Source organism: Blautia sp. HA9023 (assembly GCF_056504095.1).
Map to the genome: position 1 here is coordinate 347,878 of NZ_JBWLUR010000006.1, position 15,928 is coordinate 363,805.

15 protein-coding genes are annotated in these 15,928 nt (G+C 38.8%); 1 reads left to right on the forward strand and 14 read right to left on the reverse strand.

Annotated features, from left to right (window positions below; all coding sequences use genetic code 11):
• The 6 genes from AC04Q6_RS05700 to AC04Q6_RS05725 all read right to left on the reverse strand — a co-directional run bounded on the left by AC04Q6_RS05700 (window position 1) and on the right by AC04Q6_RS05725 (window position 6,828).
• Complete coding sequence (locus AC04Q6_RS05700; RefSeq protein WP_022358511.1) at window positions 1–1,761, reverse strand: type I restriction-modification system subunit M; 1,761 nt, start codon at window positions 1,759–1,761, stop codon at window positions 1–3.
• Entirely contained in the window at window positions 1,754–3,484 is a 1,731-nt protein-coding gene (locus AC04Q6_RS05705; RefSeq protein ID WP_243107303.1) for an N-6 DNA methylase, read from the reverse strand. The genes AC04Q6_RS05700 and AC04Q6_RS05705 overlap by 8 nt, the downstream gene beginning before the upstream one ends.
• 111 nt (window positions 3,485–3,595) lie before the next feature.
• Window positions 3,596–4,327, reverse strand: coding sequence for a DUF6040 family protein (locus AC04Q6_RS05710; RefSeq protein ID WP_476389583.1), 732 nt, complete (start codon window positions 4,325–4,327; stop codon window positions 3,596–3,598).
• A complete protein-coding gene (locus AC04Q6_RS05715) occupies window positions 4,242–5,483 on the reverse strand; it encodes a relaxase/mobilization nuclease domain-containing protein (RefSeq protein WP_243865948.1) in 1,242 nt (413 codons plus the stop codon). The genes AC04Q6_RS05710 and AC04Q6_RS05715 overlap by 86 nt, the downstream gene beginning before the upstream one ends.
• Window positions 5,432–5,812 carry a plasmid mobilization protein gene (locus tag AC04Q6_RS05720; RefSeq protein ID WP_016286647.1) on the reverse strand — a complete coding sequence of 127 codons (381 nt, stop codon included), beginning with the start codon at window positions 5,810–5,812 and terminating at the stop codon, window positions 5,432–5,434. Before AC04Q6_RS05720 ends, AC04Q6_RS05715 begins: the two co-directional genes overlap by 52 nt.
• A 752-nt stretch (window positions 5,813–6,564) precedes the next feature.
• Window positions 6,565–6,828, reverse strand: a complete 264-nt coding sequence (locus tag AC04Q6_RS05725; RefSeq protein ID WP_055158244.1) for a hypothetical protein — start codon at window positions 6,826–6,828, stop codon at window positions 6,565–6,567.
• 106 nt (window positions 6,829–6,934) lie between these two features.
• Here AC04Q6_RS05725 and AC04Q6_RS05730 point away from each other — a divergent pair, with 106 nt between their 5' ends.
• Window positions 6,935–7,168, forward strand: coding sequence for a helix-turn-helix domain-containing protein (locus AC04Q6_RS05730; RefSeq protein ID WP_015540886.1), 234 nt, complete (start codon window positions 6,935–6,937; stop codon window positions 7,166–7,168).
• 53 nt (window positions 7,169–7,221) lie between these two features.
• Here AC04Q6_RS05730 and AC04Q6_RS05735 read toward each other — a convergent pair whose 3' ends face one another.
• From AC04Q6_RS05735 to AC04Q6_RS05770, 8 genes are all read right to left on the reverse strand, one after another.
• Window positions 7,222–7,674, reverse strand: a complete 453-nt coding sequence (locus AC04Q6_RS05735; protein WP_250842533.1) for a hypothetical protein — start codon at window positions 7,672–7,674, stop codon at window positions 7,222–7,224.
• Window positions 7,671–8,615 carry a ParM/StbA family protein gene (locus AC04Q6_RS05740; protein WP_055303559.1) on the reverse strand — a complete coding sequence of 315 codons (945 nt, stop codon included), beginning with the start codon at window positions 8,613–8,615 and terminating at the stop codon, window positions 7,671–7,673. The genes AC04Q6_RS05735 and AC04Q6_RS05740 overlap by 4 nt, the downstream gene beginning before the upstream one ends.
• Before the next feature lie 196 nt (window positions 8,616–8,811).
• Entirely contained in the window at window positions 8,812–10,650 is a 1,839-nt protein-coding gene (locus AC04Q6_RS05745) for a DNA primase family protein (RefSeq protein WP_243040587.1), read from the reverse strand.
• Between the two features lie 149 nt (window positions 10,651–10,799).
• On the reverse strand, window positions 10,800–11,147 hold the full coding sequence (locus tag AC04Q6_RS05750) for a TnpV protein (RefSeq protein WP_129258605.1): 348 nt from the start codon (window positions 11,145–11,147) through the stop codon (window positions 10,800–10,802).
• Window positions 11,148–11,342: 195 nt separating this feature from the next.
• Window positions 11,343–12,185 carry a S8 family serine peptidase gene (locus AC04Q6_RS05755; protein ID WP_476389584.1) on the reverse strand — a complete coding sequence of 281 codons (843 nt, stop codon included), beginning with the start codon at window positions 12,183–12,185 and terminating at the stop codon, window positions 11,343–11,345.
• A 107-nt stretch (window positions 12,186–12,292) separates the two neighbouring features.
• The gene (locus tag AC04Q6_RS05760; RefSeq protein WP_005428244.1) at window positions 12,293–13,885 is read right to left on the reverse strand and encodes a recombinase family protein; all 1,593 of its coding nucleotides are present in this window, start codon (window positions 13,883–13,885) and stop codon (window positions 12,293–12,295) included.
• On the reverse strand, window positions 13,882–15,471 hold the full coding sequence (locus AC04Q6_RS05765; protein ID WP_009245397.1) for a recombinase family protein: 1,590 nt from the start codon (window positions 15,469–15,471) through the stop codon (window positions 13,882–13,884). Before AC04Q6_RS05765 ends, AC04Q6_RS05760 begins: the two co-directional genes overlap by 4 nt.
• A 76-nt stretch (window positions 15,472–15,547) precedes the next feature.
• Complete coding sequence (locus tag AC04Q6_RS05770; RefSeq protein WP_009245398.1) at window positions 15,548–15,715, reverse strand: hypothetical protein; 168 nt, start codon at window positions 15,713–15,715, stop codon at window positions 15,548–15,550.
• Between the last annotated feature and the right edge of the window lie 213 nt (window positions 15,716–15,928).

Genomic DNA, 15,928 nt, shown 5'->3' on the forward strand with positions numbered 1-15,928 from the left:
TTATTTCTCCCCAAACAAAGCATCCAAACTACTCTGAATATCCAGTTCCAGTTCATGCAAGCGTGCCGCAATTTCTTCCACTGGTTCCGGTGCCTGATATTCATAAAAGTACCTTGTCATTGGAATCTCGTATCCTTTTTTCGTTTTCTTTTCATCTATCCATGCTTCTGGTGCATATGGTAATACTTCTCTCTTAAAATATTCCGCAATATCTTCTGTCAGCGGTACATTTTCTGTATCTCGCAGAGACACATCAGCCACTGGCTTTCCCTTCTTTAATATAACTTCGCCATTTTCATCTTTCTGTGGCTGTTCTACTACAATCTTCTGATATCCAAATTCCTCTGTGTCAAAAATCTTGCTCTGACAGTAAATACCATCTTTCTCACCATATACAGTTCCATTTTCAAATGCACCATATGCCTTTACAATCAGATCACGGCATTTATCAGTAATGTCATTTCTTTTTGTTCCGATACTTTTTCTTCTTGCTTCAAAACAATGCGAAGCATCAATCAACTGTACTTTTCCAGCTCTGTGTATTGGTTTGTCTTTAGAACAAATCCAAATATACGTGCTGATACCAGTATTCATAAACATATCTGTACCTAACTGCACAATCGCATCCAACCAGTCATTTTCCAGAATATATCTTCTAATCTCTGACGGTCCACTTCCTGCATCTCCTGAAAATAATGGTGATCCATTCTGAATGATAGCCATTTTTCCATTTGGAGCTAGCTTAGAAAGTCCGTTCAATACAAACAACTGCTGTCCATCTGATATCTTCGGAAGTCCGGGTGCAAATCTTCCCAATTCACCTTTTTTCGCTTCTGCTTCTACTGCTGCTTTTTCTCTTTTCCAGTCAATTCCGAATGGTGGATTTGAAATAATATACTGAAACTGATATCCGCTAAACTGATCTTCAGATAGGGTATCTCCAAATCTCATATTATTTGGATCACCCCCACGAATCATCATATCCGCTTTTGCAATCGCAAATGTAGAGGGATTAAACTCCTGACCAAAGCAGGTAACTCCTATCTCCGTGTTTAGCTCCTGAATTCTTTCTTCCATGCAGCTAAGCATCTGAGATGTTCCCATCGCCATATCATACACTGTTACATTTCCACCCTTACTCAGATCTGCATCTGATAAAAGTAAATCCGTCATTAAATAGATAATATCTCTACTGGTAAAATGTGCCCCAGCCTCTTCACCAAAAGATTCGGAGAATCGTTTTACTAAATCTTCAAAAATATATCCACAGTCTACTGCACTGATTTTATCTGGTCCCAGATATCCTTTTTGTGAATTAAATTCTTTTATGACAAGATACAAGGTATTACTTTCTACCATTCTGCGGATAATGTTATCAAAATCAAACTTTGCCAGCACATCCTGAACATTTGCTGAGAATCCATTCAGATAATCTCGAAAATTTGCTTCGATATTTTCCGGATCAGCTAATAAAGATTCAAATGTATATTTGCTGATGTTATAAAATTGATAACCGGAAGCCTTCGTCAGAAATCCATCAATTACAGCAAAATTCTTCACCTTTTCATACTGTTCCAATACTGCTTTATGTGTCGGTAATAAACAATCATGAAATCTTTTTACTACTGTCATTGGCAAAATTACCAATCCATATTCATGCGGTTTAAATGGGCCACGGAGCATATCTGCTACATTCCAGATCATTGTCGCTTTCTCTGCTATATTAGTTCCAACTACATCAAATTTATTATTTTCATCCATTTATTTTTTCCTCCGTATAAATATGTTCTAATTCTGCTGTTGCCTTTTCTAATTTGTATTTCAATTCTTTTATTTCATTTATCTTGGCGTAATATTTATCTGCAATTATCTTCTGACTTTTTAAGTCAGGCAATGGAATTGTTATTTTTTTCAATCCTTCAACCGGCAAATTTAATAAAGTAGCCCCTACTGCTACTCTAGATAAGGCTGCTTTTCCATTTTCACTTTCCAAATATGCTTTCAAAAAGTAAGGATTTATCTTATCTTCATCTAACTCAATAACATAAAGATTACCATTTGCTAAAATCTTATTTCCTTCTTTTACGGATGCAATTGCCATTTTTACCGGAGATACATTTTTGGAAATTACGAGACTTCCATTTTTAATACAATATTTCTCGTATTTAGGATTCATTTCTTTCAAATAAGGAAGATCATCACTAATAATACCATCCTTTATATTTGCCAGCATCAAATACTGCATGTTTGTTGGTTCATCAGATACAATTTCATCTAAAATCGTTGCTTTAATCTGTGCTCCTCTTGTTATGTTCTTTATCACAGATTCAAATGCTACACCGTTTTTTATGGGCATCTCTTTTTGAAGATATCTTGACGGATTAAGAGTGTATTCATTTTTTTCCACCTCTTCACCCAAAACTAGCTTTGAGTTATCGTCATCTGTATTCAGCAATTCAATAATTTTAGAAATATTTTCATCACTAAGAACATTCTGTCTTCGTCCAACTGAAACCATCTTCGTTGCATCTATCATTCTTATATTTTTATTATTTCTGCTTAATACCAGTAATGAACAGGCAATTCCAGTATTCGAATACAAATTGGATGGAAGTGCTATCACCGCCTCGACAAATCCTTTTTTTACAAATTTTTCGCGGATTACTGTATTGATTCCTCCGTTCCAAGTCACTCCATTACTCACCGAAACAACCGCTTTTCCATGTTTGTTGAGATGATTCATGACATTTATAATAAATACCCAGTCTCCCGCAGCTACTTTCTGTACTTCTGGTATAACATTATATATCGCCTCTAATTCCTCGTTGTTTCCAATACTCTCTTTCGCCCTTATCCCCCAAGGATAATCACAGAATATTTTATCAAACATCATATTGTCATCAATGTTCAGAACTGATTTTTGCTCAATTTTCACCCGATCAGAAATTAATTCCGTTCTGATTTCTGCCACTTCTTTGACCTCAGTTACAAGCTCCACACCATAAAACTGTGATTCTGGATTTCTTTCTATAGCATTCACTAGAAATGTTCCAATTCCACTACAGAAATCTGCTGCCTTATCATTTGAAATTTGAAGTATCTCATTTGCCAACTTTACAACACTCTGTGGGGTTTCGCATTCTCCCATAAATTTATTTCCTTGCAATGGCCACCACAATACTACTGCTAAAAGTGTTTCTTCTGAATATGCTTCTCCGATTTCTATTGCCACATTCCATAAATTTTCAATATTTCCTTTTATGAAACTGACTCTCTCCGGTGAAAAAGTCAGTTCCACATATTCTACTAACTGATATACATCGTTTATCTTATTTTTTAAAGATAAATACGCCACATACGATAAGCAAAAGCCTCCATATACGGATGTATTTCCAAGTTCTCTCATCCTATTTGAAATATTCCAACTAATCTCTTCAACTTTCGAGCCTTCTTTTTCTTTTAACTCTTTAACTGAAATATTCAACCCTGTTTCCTCCTTTGGTTATTCACAATCAATTCTCTTGTATTCACTATAGCATTTGTTTATTTGATTGTCAATAATCAAATTTGGTTTTTCATAACCATAAATATTTTTCTAATATAATTCCCTTTTATTATGACAGTAGATTTTTATTTCCATAGCAGCAATATTTATAAGTCCCAAGAGCAATATAAGATTTATCGGAAAATATTTTCTCACTACATCACCTGTTACAGCAATTGATGACACGCTGATAAGCAGAATCCATATAGAATATTTATCCCATGCTTTTCGATACTGCTCTATCTTCCTCAACACAAATATCTCACTACTTATTCCTAGTCCAAGAAAAATAAGAATAGTCATAATTCTCAAAAAATACGACCATCCTGCTGAAAAATACTCTCGCTCACCTAAAATATTTAATTCTGATGGATGGATTAACCACTCTATATATCTATACCAAAACCTCAATGGAACAGTTATGCAAGCAAATAGATCTTTTTGAAATACTGTATTTTTTATTACTGCCAACAAAACCAAGATCATATAAGCTATCATCCAGAATGTTTCCTTTTCTTTCGCTTCATTTTTCAACTTTTTTATTTCACAATCTGTTTTTTTCTTCACAGTCTTTACTTCTTCTTGTGCCTTATTAAACTGGTATTCTATTGTTCTAGCCTTTTTCTTTGCTTCTTTCTGTTTCTTCTGTGCTTCATCTACTGCCTCAACAGATGATTTATTCACCTGTATCTGCAATTTAGAGTTCTGGTCCCGAACGTCTTTTATTTCTTCTTCGAGCTGCTCTTGTTCGCTCCTGCTCTTCAAGCCGTTTCTGTTCCTCAAATCGTCGTTGCTCTGCTGAAGCGATCGATTCAACTTCTGCGTTTCGGACAGTTCGGTTGTCAAACGATGAATTTCGTCGTTTAATTTCCGAATTTCGTCTTGCATTTCGTGATTCTCGAAGAATAAATTCTGTTTTTCCATTTTCAGCTTGTGTGTCCTTTCCTGAAATTTCTGGATAAACTCGTTCATCTTCTGATTTCTCACCTGTAACTCGTCTCTCTCTTCCGTCACTAGCTCCAGTGAAGCCGCCTGCTCCTTCGCAAGCTGCTTCCACTTGTCGGTAGTATCCGGCAAGCTCTTCATCTGCTCCGTTTGTTCGTTCTGCTTCGGCTCGTACCCTTTCGTAATTTCCATTAAATTCATTCTCTAGTCCCTCCTTGCTGATATCAAGATGAAATGTTTTTGACAGATTGCTGTCTCGCACTTTCTTTCCATCCTGATTCTGAAATGTGATGTGCTTCCGTTTATCTGTCCAGTTTACGTTCCATCCAAACTGTTTCATTTTTTCTATAAACTTTTCTTTGCTGATACAATTTTCCAGTGCCTTTAATACCGCCATTGCACAGTCCGCTACAAAACTTTCCTTTACCTGTTGACGGAACAAGTTATATTTATCTTTGCTCCATGCAATGACTTCCCCTTTTTCAATCTGGCTTCCATCAAAGTGCTTTCCTTTCTCGGCAACTGTCAGTCCACGTTCCCGGCACATCTGGTTGGTAAGCTGTTTCATACGTTCCAGATCTTTTCTGGTATTATGCAGTTTTCTTCCATCTTCATAACTCACTGAATTAGTAACCAGATGGAAGTGGATATGATCTTTATCCTTATGCACAGCCACTAAGGTCTGGAATCCACTGAACCAATTTTCTGCAAACTCTTTTCCAAATTCTAATGCCTGCTCCGGAGTAATCTGCTCGTCCTTATGCCAGGAAATAATGTTGTGAGCGTACATTCTCCCAGAATCTTTATCCCACATCTTCTTTTCTTCTAAAAAGGTTCTATACACCAGATCATAGTTAATCTCATCATGGCAGTACGGACCTGTTACATAAGTAAGCAGTTCACTTGTCTTGTCCTGTCGCAAAACATATTCGATGCAGTTTCTCATTGCTCCATGTGAATTTGTCCGCTTATTAATCGTCTTATTAATAGCCATATCTTTTCACTCTCCTTCCGGTACTTAAGAATATTTTTATTGAGGAAATACAGTGTACTGTCATTTGGAACTTCTCCATCTGTATGCAGCTTTCTTGCAATCTGATTGATATTTGTAGTAGCTCCACGAAGCTGACTGAGAATATCTGCAAACATCTGGTTCAATCTTTTCAGTTCTTCCACTTCCTCTGTAGAAGCTATCTTCAAATCTGCGATTGCTTTTATTACAACTTCCTGCTGTGTTCTTCCGGATTCTTTCACTTTGTTTTGAAGCAGATTATATTCCTCGTTATTCATCCGTATGGTTACTGTATGATTTCGTTTTCTCATAGGCTTTTGTCTCCTTTCTTGCTTCATTTTCATTCTTTATCAACAGACACAGCGTTTCGGCTAAAATTTACAGGGATTCCATAAGGGGCAACGCCCCTTTGGTGGGTGCAGGGTGAAACCCTAGTCAATCAGTAAGTGTTCCGTAGGAATGTCCGGTGGACATTTCGCAGGGATACTTACGCCATTGACGTGCCGGGGTTCCAAGGGGCAGAGCCCTCTGGCAAGTTTAGGAACAGCCCAAAGGCTGGCTCCGGTGCAGAGTGGCTTGCCACTTTGCGAAACTTGCCTGTCATCTCCCCACCACTGAACCGACACCCACCAAGCCATATTTTCCACCCTACGTTATCAGATCAAAATGGAGATGACGGTGGTTTTGTGGTGCAGGGACAGACTGTGGAAGAAAGAGAAAAGCTCCCATTTCGATAGATTTTCTCTTTCTGAAACAGGCTGTTCATGCATCACTCCGATGCGAAGTATCGGACAATCATGTGCCGTATCCGGCACTCTATATTTCTTCTTTGCCTTGCTTATACAACGTTTTCCATCTGCAAATGCCTCTCTGCCATATTTCGCTGTTATTTCTGCTTTTCTTTTTCTGAATCACTTTCCATTTCTGCTGAAAAGCATAAAAATAGCAGTCATGAACATTTCACTGATTTTTACCAATAGAAATGCCATCACTGCCATTACCTTTTTCTGCTATTCTGTTTCCGTAAAGCTTTCCTTACTGTCAGTCTATTTTTCTATTACTGCTATTTTATTTTGTCGCAAATTTCAAACAGGTCATGCAATAAATTCTCCAGTTTCATAAGTCTGCGATGCTGATACCAGATCAATCCGGGAAGTCCCACTGCAAGGAAGAACGAAGCACATAAAATCTTTATTGCCTGTCCTCTGCTGCTTATCCCTCCATATCCAAATCCACATACCAGATTCACGAATAAAACATAGAAATATCCACAAAATAAAACAAATTCAAAAATCCACACCAGCACCTTTTTCACTTTCTCTTTCACTCTGTACTTCTCCCTCCTGCATTTTTAAATTCAGTGTAGCGAATTTCTCGCTATATTTCAATAGTGAATATCTCGCTAAGTTATTATTATGCAAGAGGTGAAACGCATGTATCAGAGAATACGGGATCTGCGTGAAGATCGTGACCTTACGCAGAAGAATATGGGTGAAATTCTGAATTGCAGTCAGCGTATTTACAGTAATTATGAATGTGGTGATGTCGATATCCCTACTCACATTCTGATTAAACTGGCTGAATTTCATAACACCAGCGTTGACTATCTGCTAAACCTGACAGATGATAAACGTCCTTACCCAAGAAAAAAGAATAGCTCCACTTAAGGCAGTCCGATTTATTTTATGCAAACCGGACTGCTTTTCCTTTTTACAGACAGCTAAAAACTATCCGCAAAATCCAGTGCTGCATCCATATCAGCTTCTTTCTCCCAGTCCAGATTATCTTCTGCGATCTCTCCATCCGTTTTCTCCATTGTTAGTGTTCTGTCCAGCAGATTAATTTCTCCTACCGATTCTTTTACAAACGGTACAAGCATTTCCATCAGATTCTTCGCTATAGCCATCGGGACGGATTCTTTCACTCCATCCCGGATAGCTGTTTCCACCCTTTCCAGAAACACATCTTCCTTTTCTCTGGTTTCCAGATACGGATCTGCTTCATTCCTGTACTCTCTGGAAAAATAATCGTTTAAAGCAACTACAACTGCTCTGGTGTACGATTTATATTTTTCCCTGTCCATCGTCTGCAAATATTCCCATGCCTGCCTGTCCTGTTCATCACAAAGATTCAAACGGATATTTGTATTGATGATTTTCCGTTCTTTTCTCATACAAGCATCCCTCCGTTTCTCTGGATTTTCCTTACGGTCATTGCTTCATAGCCTTTCGCTGTGGCACAGATGTCCCGTACAATTGTCACCCGGCTCTTGTCATATTCTCCAAAATTCTGGATCATACAACCGCCACCGCCGACCACATACAGACGCATCAGTTCTGGATTATATTCCCGTTCTCTCAGCTTATGAAAGATTTCTTTCGTATAATCTCCGGCAGCTTTACGAATGACTGTCAGATATTTCTCACCAATATCTGCTGTCCCGGTACGGATCACCTGCTCAATCACCAGATCGTCCACCACTGTTCCCAGTTCTTTCAGCAGGGATTCCCTTACAGCAAGCACACACTGATGCGTTCCATATTTCTCTGTAAAGCATTTCTTCTCTAATGGACGGGAATTATTGATATACATAATATTCATAGTTCCATTTCCAATATCTGCCAGCATATTGATTCCTTTGAAATCCTGTAAGCGATAGAAGGCTGCTGCAAATCCCTGTGGGTAAATATCAGCTCCTGCAAACTCTACATGATACTCTTTATTGCGGAATATAAAATCCACGCTTTCATTCTGGAGAAGATATTTCTGGAAATCTTCTTTCTGTGTAGCTACCCAGGTAAGGGGAAGTCCGGCTGCGATATGTACCGTTGCCCGGTTCATACCTTTCCCATCCAGTTCCCTTGCAATAGCTGCCAGTGTCAGCACATAATAGTCCTCATCCTGCGTTTTCTCTGCACAGAACTCCTTGTGTTCCTCTCCGATCTGGTAATACATGCCATTGTAAACAAGAAGATTGTTCTGAAAGATTGGCTCCTTGTCATATCTGGCTACACCGGATGGAAAGCATCTGGTGGCAGTTTTCATGTTTCCATAACCATGATCAATCCCGATCACCATAACTGTTTCATTATTGTTGTTTTTCATCATTCTCATAATCATACCTCACACTTTCTTAATTTTTATTTTTTTACTTTTTCCAAAATTCGGGAAAAACCTATATTTGTATCAGCTAAAACGTTGATACCTGAAAAAGGGCAATCAGTGTAAAAAAAGCAAAATTTTATGTACTCTGGCAGCTATCTTTGTTATTTCTCCTGCTCCGGTAACATTTCTTTTTGCTTATTTTGCCCTAAATGCCCTTAATTCCCTGATTCATATTTAATTGTAACTGTTTATAATCTATATCTGTTTCTTCAAAAGGTATTCTTTCTTCTGGATCTACAGGACAAAAATCTTCTTCCTTAACTGCAATATCCTGATAATAGAACTCACCATTGTACTGCTTCAGAAGGAAACCTTTATCTGTCATATTCCTGAAAAAGTTGGATTTACCATGCCCCTGTCGGCCATTCTCTTTGCAGTATTCCTCATACATATGGAACACTTCACTTCGTTTCAGACGTTTTCCTTTAGCACGCACCAATGACTCATCAATAAAAGCACAGATACTATCTGACGTCCGTTGCACTTCTCTTACACATTCTTTGCTGTGTTCGCTCTCCGTGAACTTTCCCTGTTCGTACAGATTTTTCAATGCAATCATCGCCATATGAATTGCATAATCGGATTCTGCCTGTACCTTTTCCTTTAAGTGCAGATCTTTTTCACCACTTTTTACTACCCGGTTCATATCGAGAATCAGTAGTCTACGGTAAAAAGCATCTGACTTGTCCTCAAGATTTTGCGGCATTTCATTGGTAGAAAAAAGTAGCTTTGCATAAGAGTGAAAATGAATTGCATCCTGTCCTTTTTTCTCATAAATCAGTGTGTCCTCACCGACTGCTTTCTTTAATACATCTGTGTTCTCCATTGCTTTGCAGGGAATATCCGCACAGGCATTTAACAGCTTTCCATACATTCCAGTCGCATAGAATCGTTTATTTAAATCCTGTAAAGAAATGCTGGACATATTGTTGATTCCAACTACATGCTGAATCAGCGATACTGCCACAGACTTTCCGGTTCCACCATTTCCTTTCAGTGTAAGGAATTTCTGAAACTGCGTATCCTGTGTCATGCAGTATCCAAAATACTCCCAGAACGTCTGCTGTTCTTCTATATTTGGAAGAGAGGATGCAAGATATTTTTTGATATTTTCGCCACCCTGCATCACCTGCTCTCTGTCTTCCGGATAATAGGGAAATGGTATCTGATTGATTGTCAGATAATCCGGATTGTGTTCCAGCATTTCACCCGTAATCGGATCATAATATCCATTTTTAAAATTAATCCACCGCACAGGCTGCTTATTTAGTTCATATGCCTCCCGGTGAACTTTCGGCTGTGTAATCAGCAGATTATAAATTCTTTTAATTACGCCACTCTGTATCTGATCTCGATAGATCAGCTTCTGTATACGGTATTTCATTCTCACCCCATTATGATCTTCCCAATAGGCACCATGTTCATAATAATAAGGTGTGATTCCTACCACAAAAAACTGAACATTCTCCACCAGATAATCTACAATCTCCATATCCCGGACGCCTTTCACATTCCCTTTTGCATCAAATAAATGAAAACGGCTCAGTTCCGGTTGTTCTTTCGGTTCTCGTTCAAACCGAAGAATATACTGTTCCAGTAGTTTCTCAACTTCTTTCTGATTATCCAATTTGCCAAGATACTCTTTCTCTTTGAACAACTGCCAGCCTGCTTTTCCATCAAGACCAGCGTCTTTGAAAAATGTCTGTAACTTATCATTCATCCACTTCACCGTACAGGCAGTCACATAATGATAGGCACTCTGACAGCTTCCTGTAAACTGAATAGCTCTCATTTCTTCTATAAAGGAATCTGCACTGAAATAATATCCGTCATCTTCCTGCACCAGACAAAGTGCCTGATAACCTGACATCACAATATTCAGTGCGATATCCTGATTGTCCACCAGAAAGATATAGGTCTGTGCTGTCCCTTCTGGATTGGTTTCCATATAATGCTTCAAAAACTTCTTGTTCAAACTTATCACTTCCTTTCAGGCAAAGAAAAAGACGCAAGCCACATTTCTATGACTCACGCCTTTCTCTGCACTTATTTACTTTACTGTGAACTCTGCAAAAAAGTTCCGATTTACAGTTGCAATTCGCTACGCACTGTGTATCCTTTTAGAACTTGCATTTAAACATAAATCAATTCCTTGAGAATAATCTCTTCCGCAATCGCTCTGTGTTGATTAGCAGCTCTTACCCATGCCATTTGATCTGCTTTTTTATCCGGCAGTGGTTCTTTTTCTTCCAGCTGCTTCAGGATCACTTCTTCCCGTTCTCTTGCTGCCTTATCTACTTCCAGAAGGTGTTCTCCAATTATATCCTGTAAAAGCATCACCTGATAGGTTGAATTTCGATGATTCTTCAGATAATCTCTGCGAAGAAATCCATATTTGCCAAGTTGCTCCATCTGCTCACCGGATTTATAGGTGAGATTCGGAATCAGGTATCCATTTACATTTGTATAAGTCAGTTTCATATCCCTATGACCTCTCTTTCGTTTAAACTTTTATCTGTAACAGAACCAACTGTTCATGTTACGTCATTGCTACAAATCTTTCTTTCCATATCATTTTGAATCCAACCCGGGCAGATTTTCTTCAAAATCATGGTAAAAGTGCTTCGTTTCTGTGTTGGGAAAATGAACGGAAACACTTGATTTTACTGACTTTCTTCAATGTAACCTTATTATAACGTCCTCCCCCCACCCCACCTCCACATTCGGATACTCCTCATACCCGCCCACACGCTGTGCGCCTTTCCGCAGGTATGCCTTCACCTTTTCTCCATAAAGAAACGGATCATTTCCTTTCACGATTCCCCACTCCATAAGCAGAGCTGCGCTTCCGCTGACAAAGGGTGCCGCAAAGGAGGTTCCGGTGACAGTGGCGTAGCCACCGCCTGGAACCGGGGCGGTGATGGATACGCCGGGAGCTGCGAGGTCAGGCTTCCGGATCAGCAGGAACTGACTTCCCCTTCCGGAAAAATCTGCGTAGGCATTCTGTCTGGAATCATAAGCTCCAACAGAAATAACTTTTCCAGCAGTGGAAGGAATCGTCAGGGTTCCCACTGCCCGTGGAGAATAAAACCCGGTTCCACGATTCAGTACATTTCCGCCCGGCAGCCAGAGGAAATACTGGCCGGAACGCACATGTTTTCCACTTAAAAGAACTTTCCAGACACCGCTGTCCACATAATTACCTTCAGGAATGAAATCTATGTAGATTTCCTGGGACAGCTGATATGGACCGGGTTTTCCATAATAGATCAGAAGCTCTGTATTTTCCAGCAGATGCCGCTGGGGGCCCAGCCGTTCATATAATGGGCCAATCTGTTCTCCAGACGGACTTTCCAGATAAATTTCCATCTCATCTTCATAATCCTTCCATAGCTGTACATTTAATGTGGGCTCAAAAGCTCCCACTGCCAGCTGGATTTCTTCTGTTTTCCCCTGCTGCAGGATTCCTCCTGCATGCCAGGGCTGGCTGCCGTTATTTCCGGTTCCTGTAACGATCACAGTCCGCCCCATGGCCGCAACTGTATCAATATAGTTTTCCAGAAGGGAATCCCCTCTGTGTGTTCATTATAACTAGGGGAAAATTACTGTAAAAAAATTTGCAGTCTTTACACTGCCTGTTTTTCTACCGGATAAGGCGACTGATACTTAAATACAATATCAATGCTCTTATCTCCATTCACAACAATTTTTTCAATCAATTCTGTCACAATTTCTCTTGTCACTTCGGATAATGTTCCATACTTGATAAATTTCTCTATCCAGTTTTCATAAGATTCTTCTGCCTCTCCAAAGCTGTCTTTCTCTTGTTCTGCCAACTGAATCTTCGCCCTGATATCTTTATCCTGCTTTTCATATTCTGCCTTATAGGAGAGATATTCTTCTTTATCCAGAACACCATCTACATAATTTTCGTAAGTTTTCTTTTTATACTTTTGGACAGCCGCAAGTTCTTTTTGTAACCGTTCAATCTGCTGGTCTGCTTCTGCACATCGTCTCTGCACCTCCTTCTTCCTATCTGCTACTTTTAATATTTCATCCTTATCACTTTCTTTCAGTGCCAGTTCCGCTTGTCTTTGGATTTCATTTTTTACAATAGAATCCAATACTTCTTTTTTAATGAAATGAGAATAACAAACTGTGTTTCCTTTTTTGTGATAGGTACCGCACTCATAACCGTCCCGACAAGTAACCCTCTGGAAATTATATCCGCAATCTCCACAAACAATAATTCCTGCGTATGGATTTACCTTTCTCACTTCGCTATTAAATCCCGGTGTCCGTGTTCTTTTCTTCATAAGTTCCTGTACCTGCTCAAAAGTATCTTTGCTAATAATTGCTTCGTGCATTCCTTCCACAATATACTGCTGTTCCTCTGGAATATATTGATACTTTTCCACTTTATAGGATATCTTTTCTGATTTATGCTGTACCATAGCCCCTGTATAAACTCTGTTTCGCAAAATTACATTGATCGTAGGATATGCCCAGCCCTTTGCACCCGCTTTTTCTAATGCATTGGCATATTTCAATCCCTGCACCTTTCTCTTATACTCTGACGGTGTCAGAATTCCTTCCTGATTCAGTTTCTTTGCAATACCATCCCTGGAATATCCTTCCAAACTCATATAAAAGATTCTCCGTACCACTTTAGCTGCTTCTTCATCTACAAGAAAATGATGCTTATCTGCCGGATCTTTTACATATCCATATGGGGCAAACCCAGACATAAACTGTCCCCGTTTCTTCTGGGCGGTCAATGCACCTCTGATTTTCTTAGATATATCACGACTATACATATCATTAAACAACGTCTTAAACTGTGCCAATTCTTCATTACTGTGATGAACAGAATCCACGCCATCCAAAATTGCAATATAACGCACACCCAAAGATGGAAAAACACGCTCAATATAGTTACTGGTTTCAATATGTTCACGCCCAAGCCGGGAAATATCTTTCGTAATAACGCCTTGAATTTTCCCTTTGTAGATATCCTCCATCATCCGCTGAAATTCCGGTCTATTCGCAAAATAAAGCCCCGAATAACCGTCATCAATATAAATATCTGCGATTTCCAGATCCTCTGATTTAGTCACATACTCACGAATCAGTTTCATCTGATTTTCAATACTCTCACTAACTTTATTCTCTCCATCATCCTTCGACAGACGACAATATACACCCATCTGATACATCATATCACCCCATCTTTCTCAAGTATTCTATCTGGTGAACTCTCTACTGAAGCAAACTTAAAATATATATCTATTTTCTGCTCTGGATATACATAAATTTTATCAACTAACTCCACAAGCGCTTCTCTGGTAAGCTGCTTTACCGTTATTCTTCTGCGATTAAAGTGCTCCAACCATATCTTTGTTTCATTGACCGCCGCCCGCTGCCTTTGCTCTTCATGGTTCAGTTCTGATAATTCTTTTTGATATTTCTGATTCTCTGTTTCATACATCTGTTTTAATTCCAGATATTCCTCTTTGGAAAGTACTTCATCCATAAACTGTTCATATGCTCGTTTCCGGTATTCCAGATTTCTTTCTATTTTTGCCTGCAATTTTGCAATTTTACCATCCAGTTCCGGCTGTTTCTGTCTGATCTGAGTTTCCAGATTCTTCATATCCATCTTCATCTGTTTCAATTGCTGGTTGATTGCAAATACAACCAGTTCATCCAGCTTTTCAAATGTAATATGATTCAGCTCACAGTAATTCTGCCCCTGCTTCTGATGAAAACCACACATATATCCGTCATAGTCTTTATGAGATGCCAGATAACGTTTTCGCATGGCTGTTTTACATTTCCCACAAAAGAGCAGTCCCACATATTTATGTGGTTCATTGTTTTTATCAAAATAGGAAACTCTGCGCCCCTTTCTTATTTGCTGAACCCTATCAAACTCTTCTTTAGAAATGATTGCCTCATGTGCATCCGGCACCAGCTCCATTTCTTCCAGGGGAATTGCCTTTTTGTATTTCAGCTTATAAGACGGTCTTTCATGTTTCCGAATCACAACCGCCCCAGTATAGACCGGATTCTTTAAAATTCCACTTACAGTAGACGATGTCCACAGACCTTTTCCCGAATCCCATACATAATTGGTTTTTAAAACTTCCTTTTTATATTTTGCGGGACAAGGGATTTCATCTTCATTCAAAGTCCTGCAAATAACCGTACAGCCAAATCCATTTTGATACATTCTGTAAATTCTTCGAACAACCTCGGCTGCATAAGGATCAATTTCCAGATGATTATGAATTGTTTTACTTTTCACATATCCAAAGGGGGGCTGTTTCGGAGTATATTCGCCCATACTTCTTTTGGTCTGAATCGTTGTCTTAATCTTTCTGGATGTATCTCTCAAATACATATCATTCAGCAAAGTTTTTATTTCTAACATTTCATCATAAGTTCCAACGGCTGAATCATAATTATCCAGAATCGAAACAATCCGAATCTGTTTCTCCGGGAAATATTTGCCTAGATAATAGTTGGTATCAATATGTTCTCTTCCAAGTCGAGATACGTCCTTAAAAATCACCATATTGATAACACCAAGCTCAATATCTGCCAGCATCCTCCGAAATTCAGTTCTTTCAAAATTACTTCCAGAAGCCCCATCGTCTACATAAACTTTTTTCTCTGCAATATCTTTATTCTCTGCAATATAATCTCTTGCCATCTGAATCTGAGAGTGAATACTATTGCTGTATTCACCCTCTTTATTTTGCTCTTCAATGGAAATTCGGCAATAAATTCCTGCCTGATACATTCTATCCCTCTTTTCATCGGTCTTGCGTAGTCATTGTCTTTAATTGTCTTTATTTTACAACAAGAACTTAAGAAAATCAACCTGCAATTTTTCGTTCAGTAAGATTCTGAATGCACTGGATCAATGTCTTTTCCCCATTAAAATGCACTCGAATCTGATATCCTGCATGTTCATAGCTTACATTCTCTTTTTGGATTTCTTTTTTTGTATCCAGAACTTCTACAGAATCAAATAACGTATTCATGCTATATGCCTCCTTCAGCATACAGTTCTCTCTACATCCTATGCCGGCAGGATTGTACAAAAGTTCTGTATGAATTGAATTCGGCTTTCGAAAGCCTGATTACATTCTAAAATTATTCTGCACCAATCACATTGAATTGAAATTGACCGCAGATTGAGTTTTTAAGATTCATTTTCTTCCTATACAGTATCAATTCCTATTGTCCGGAACATT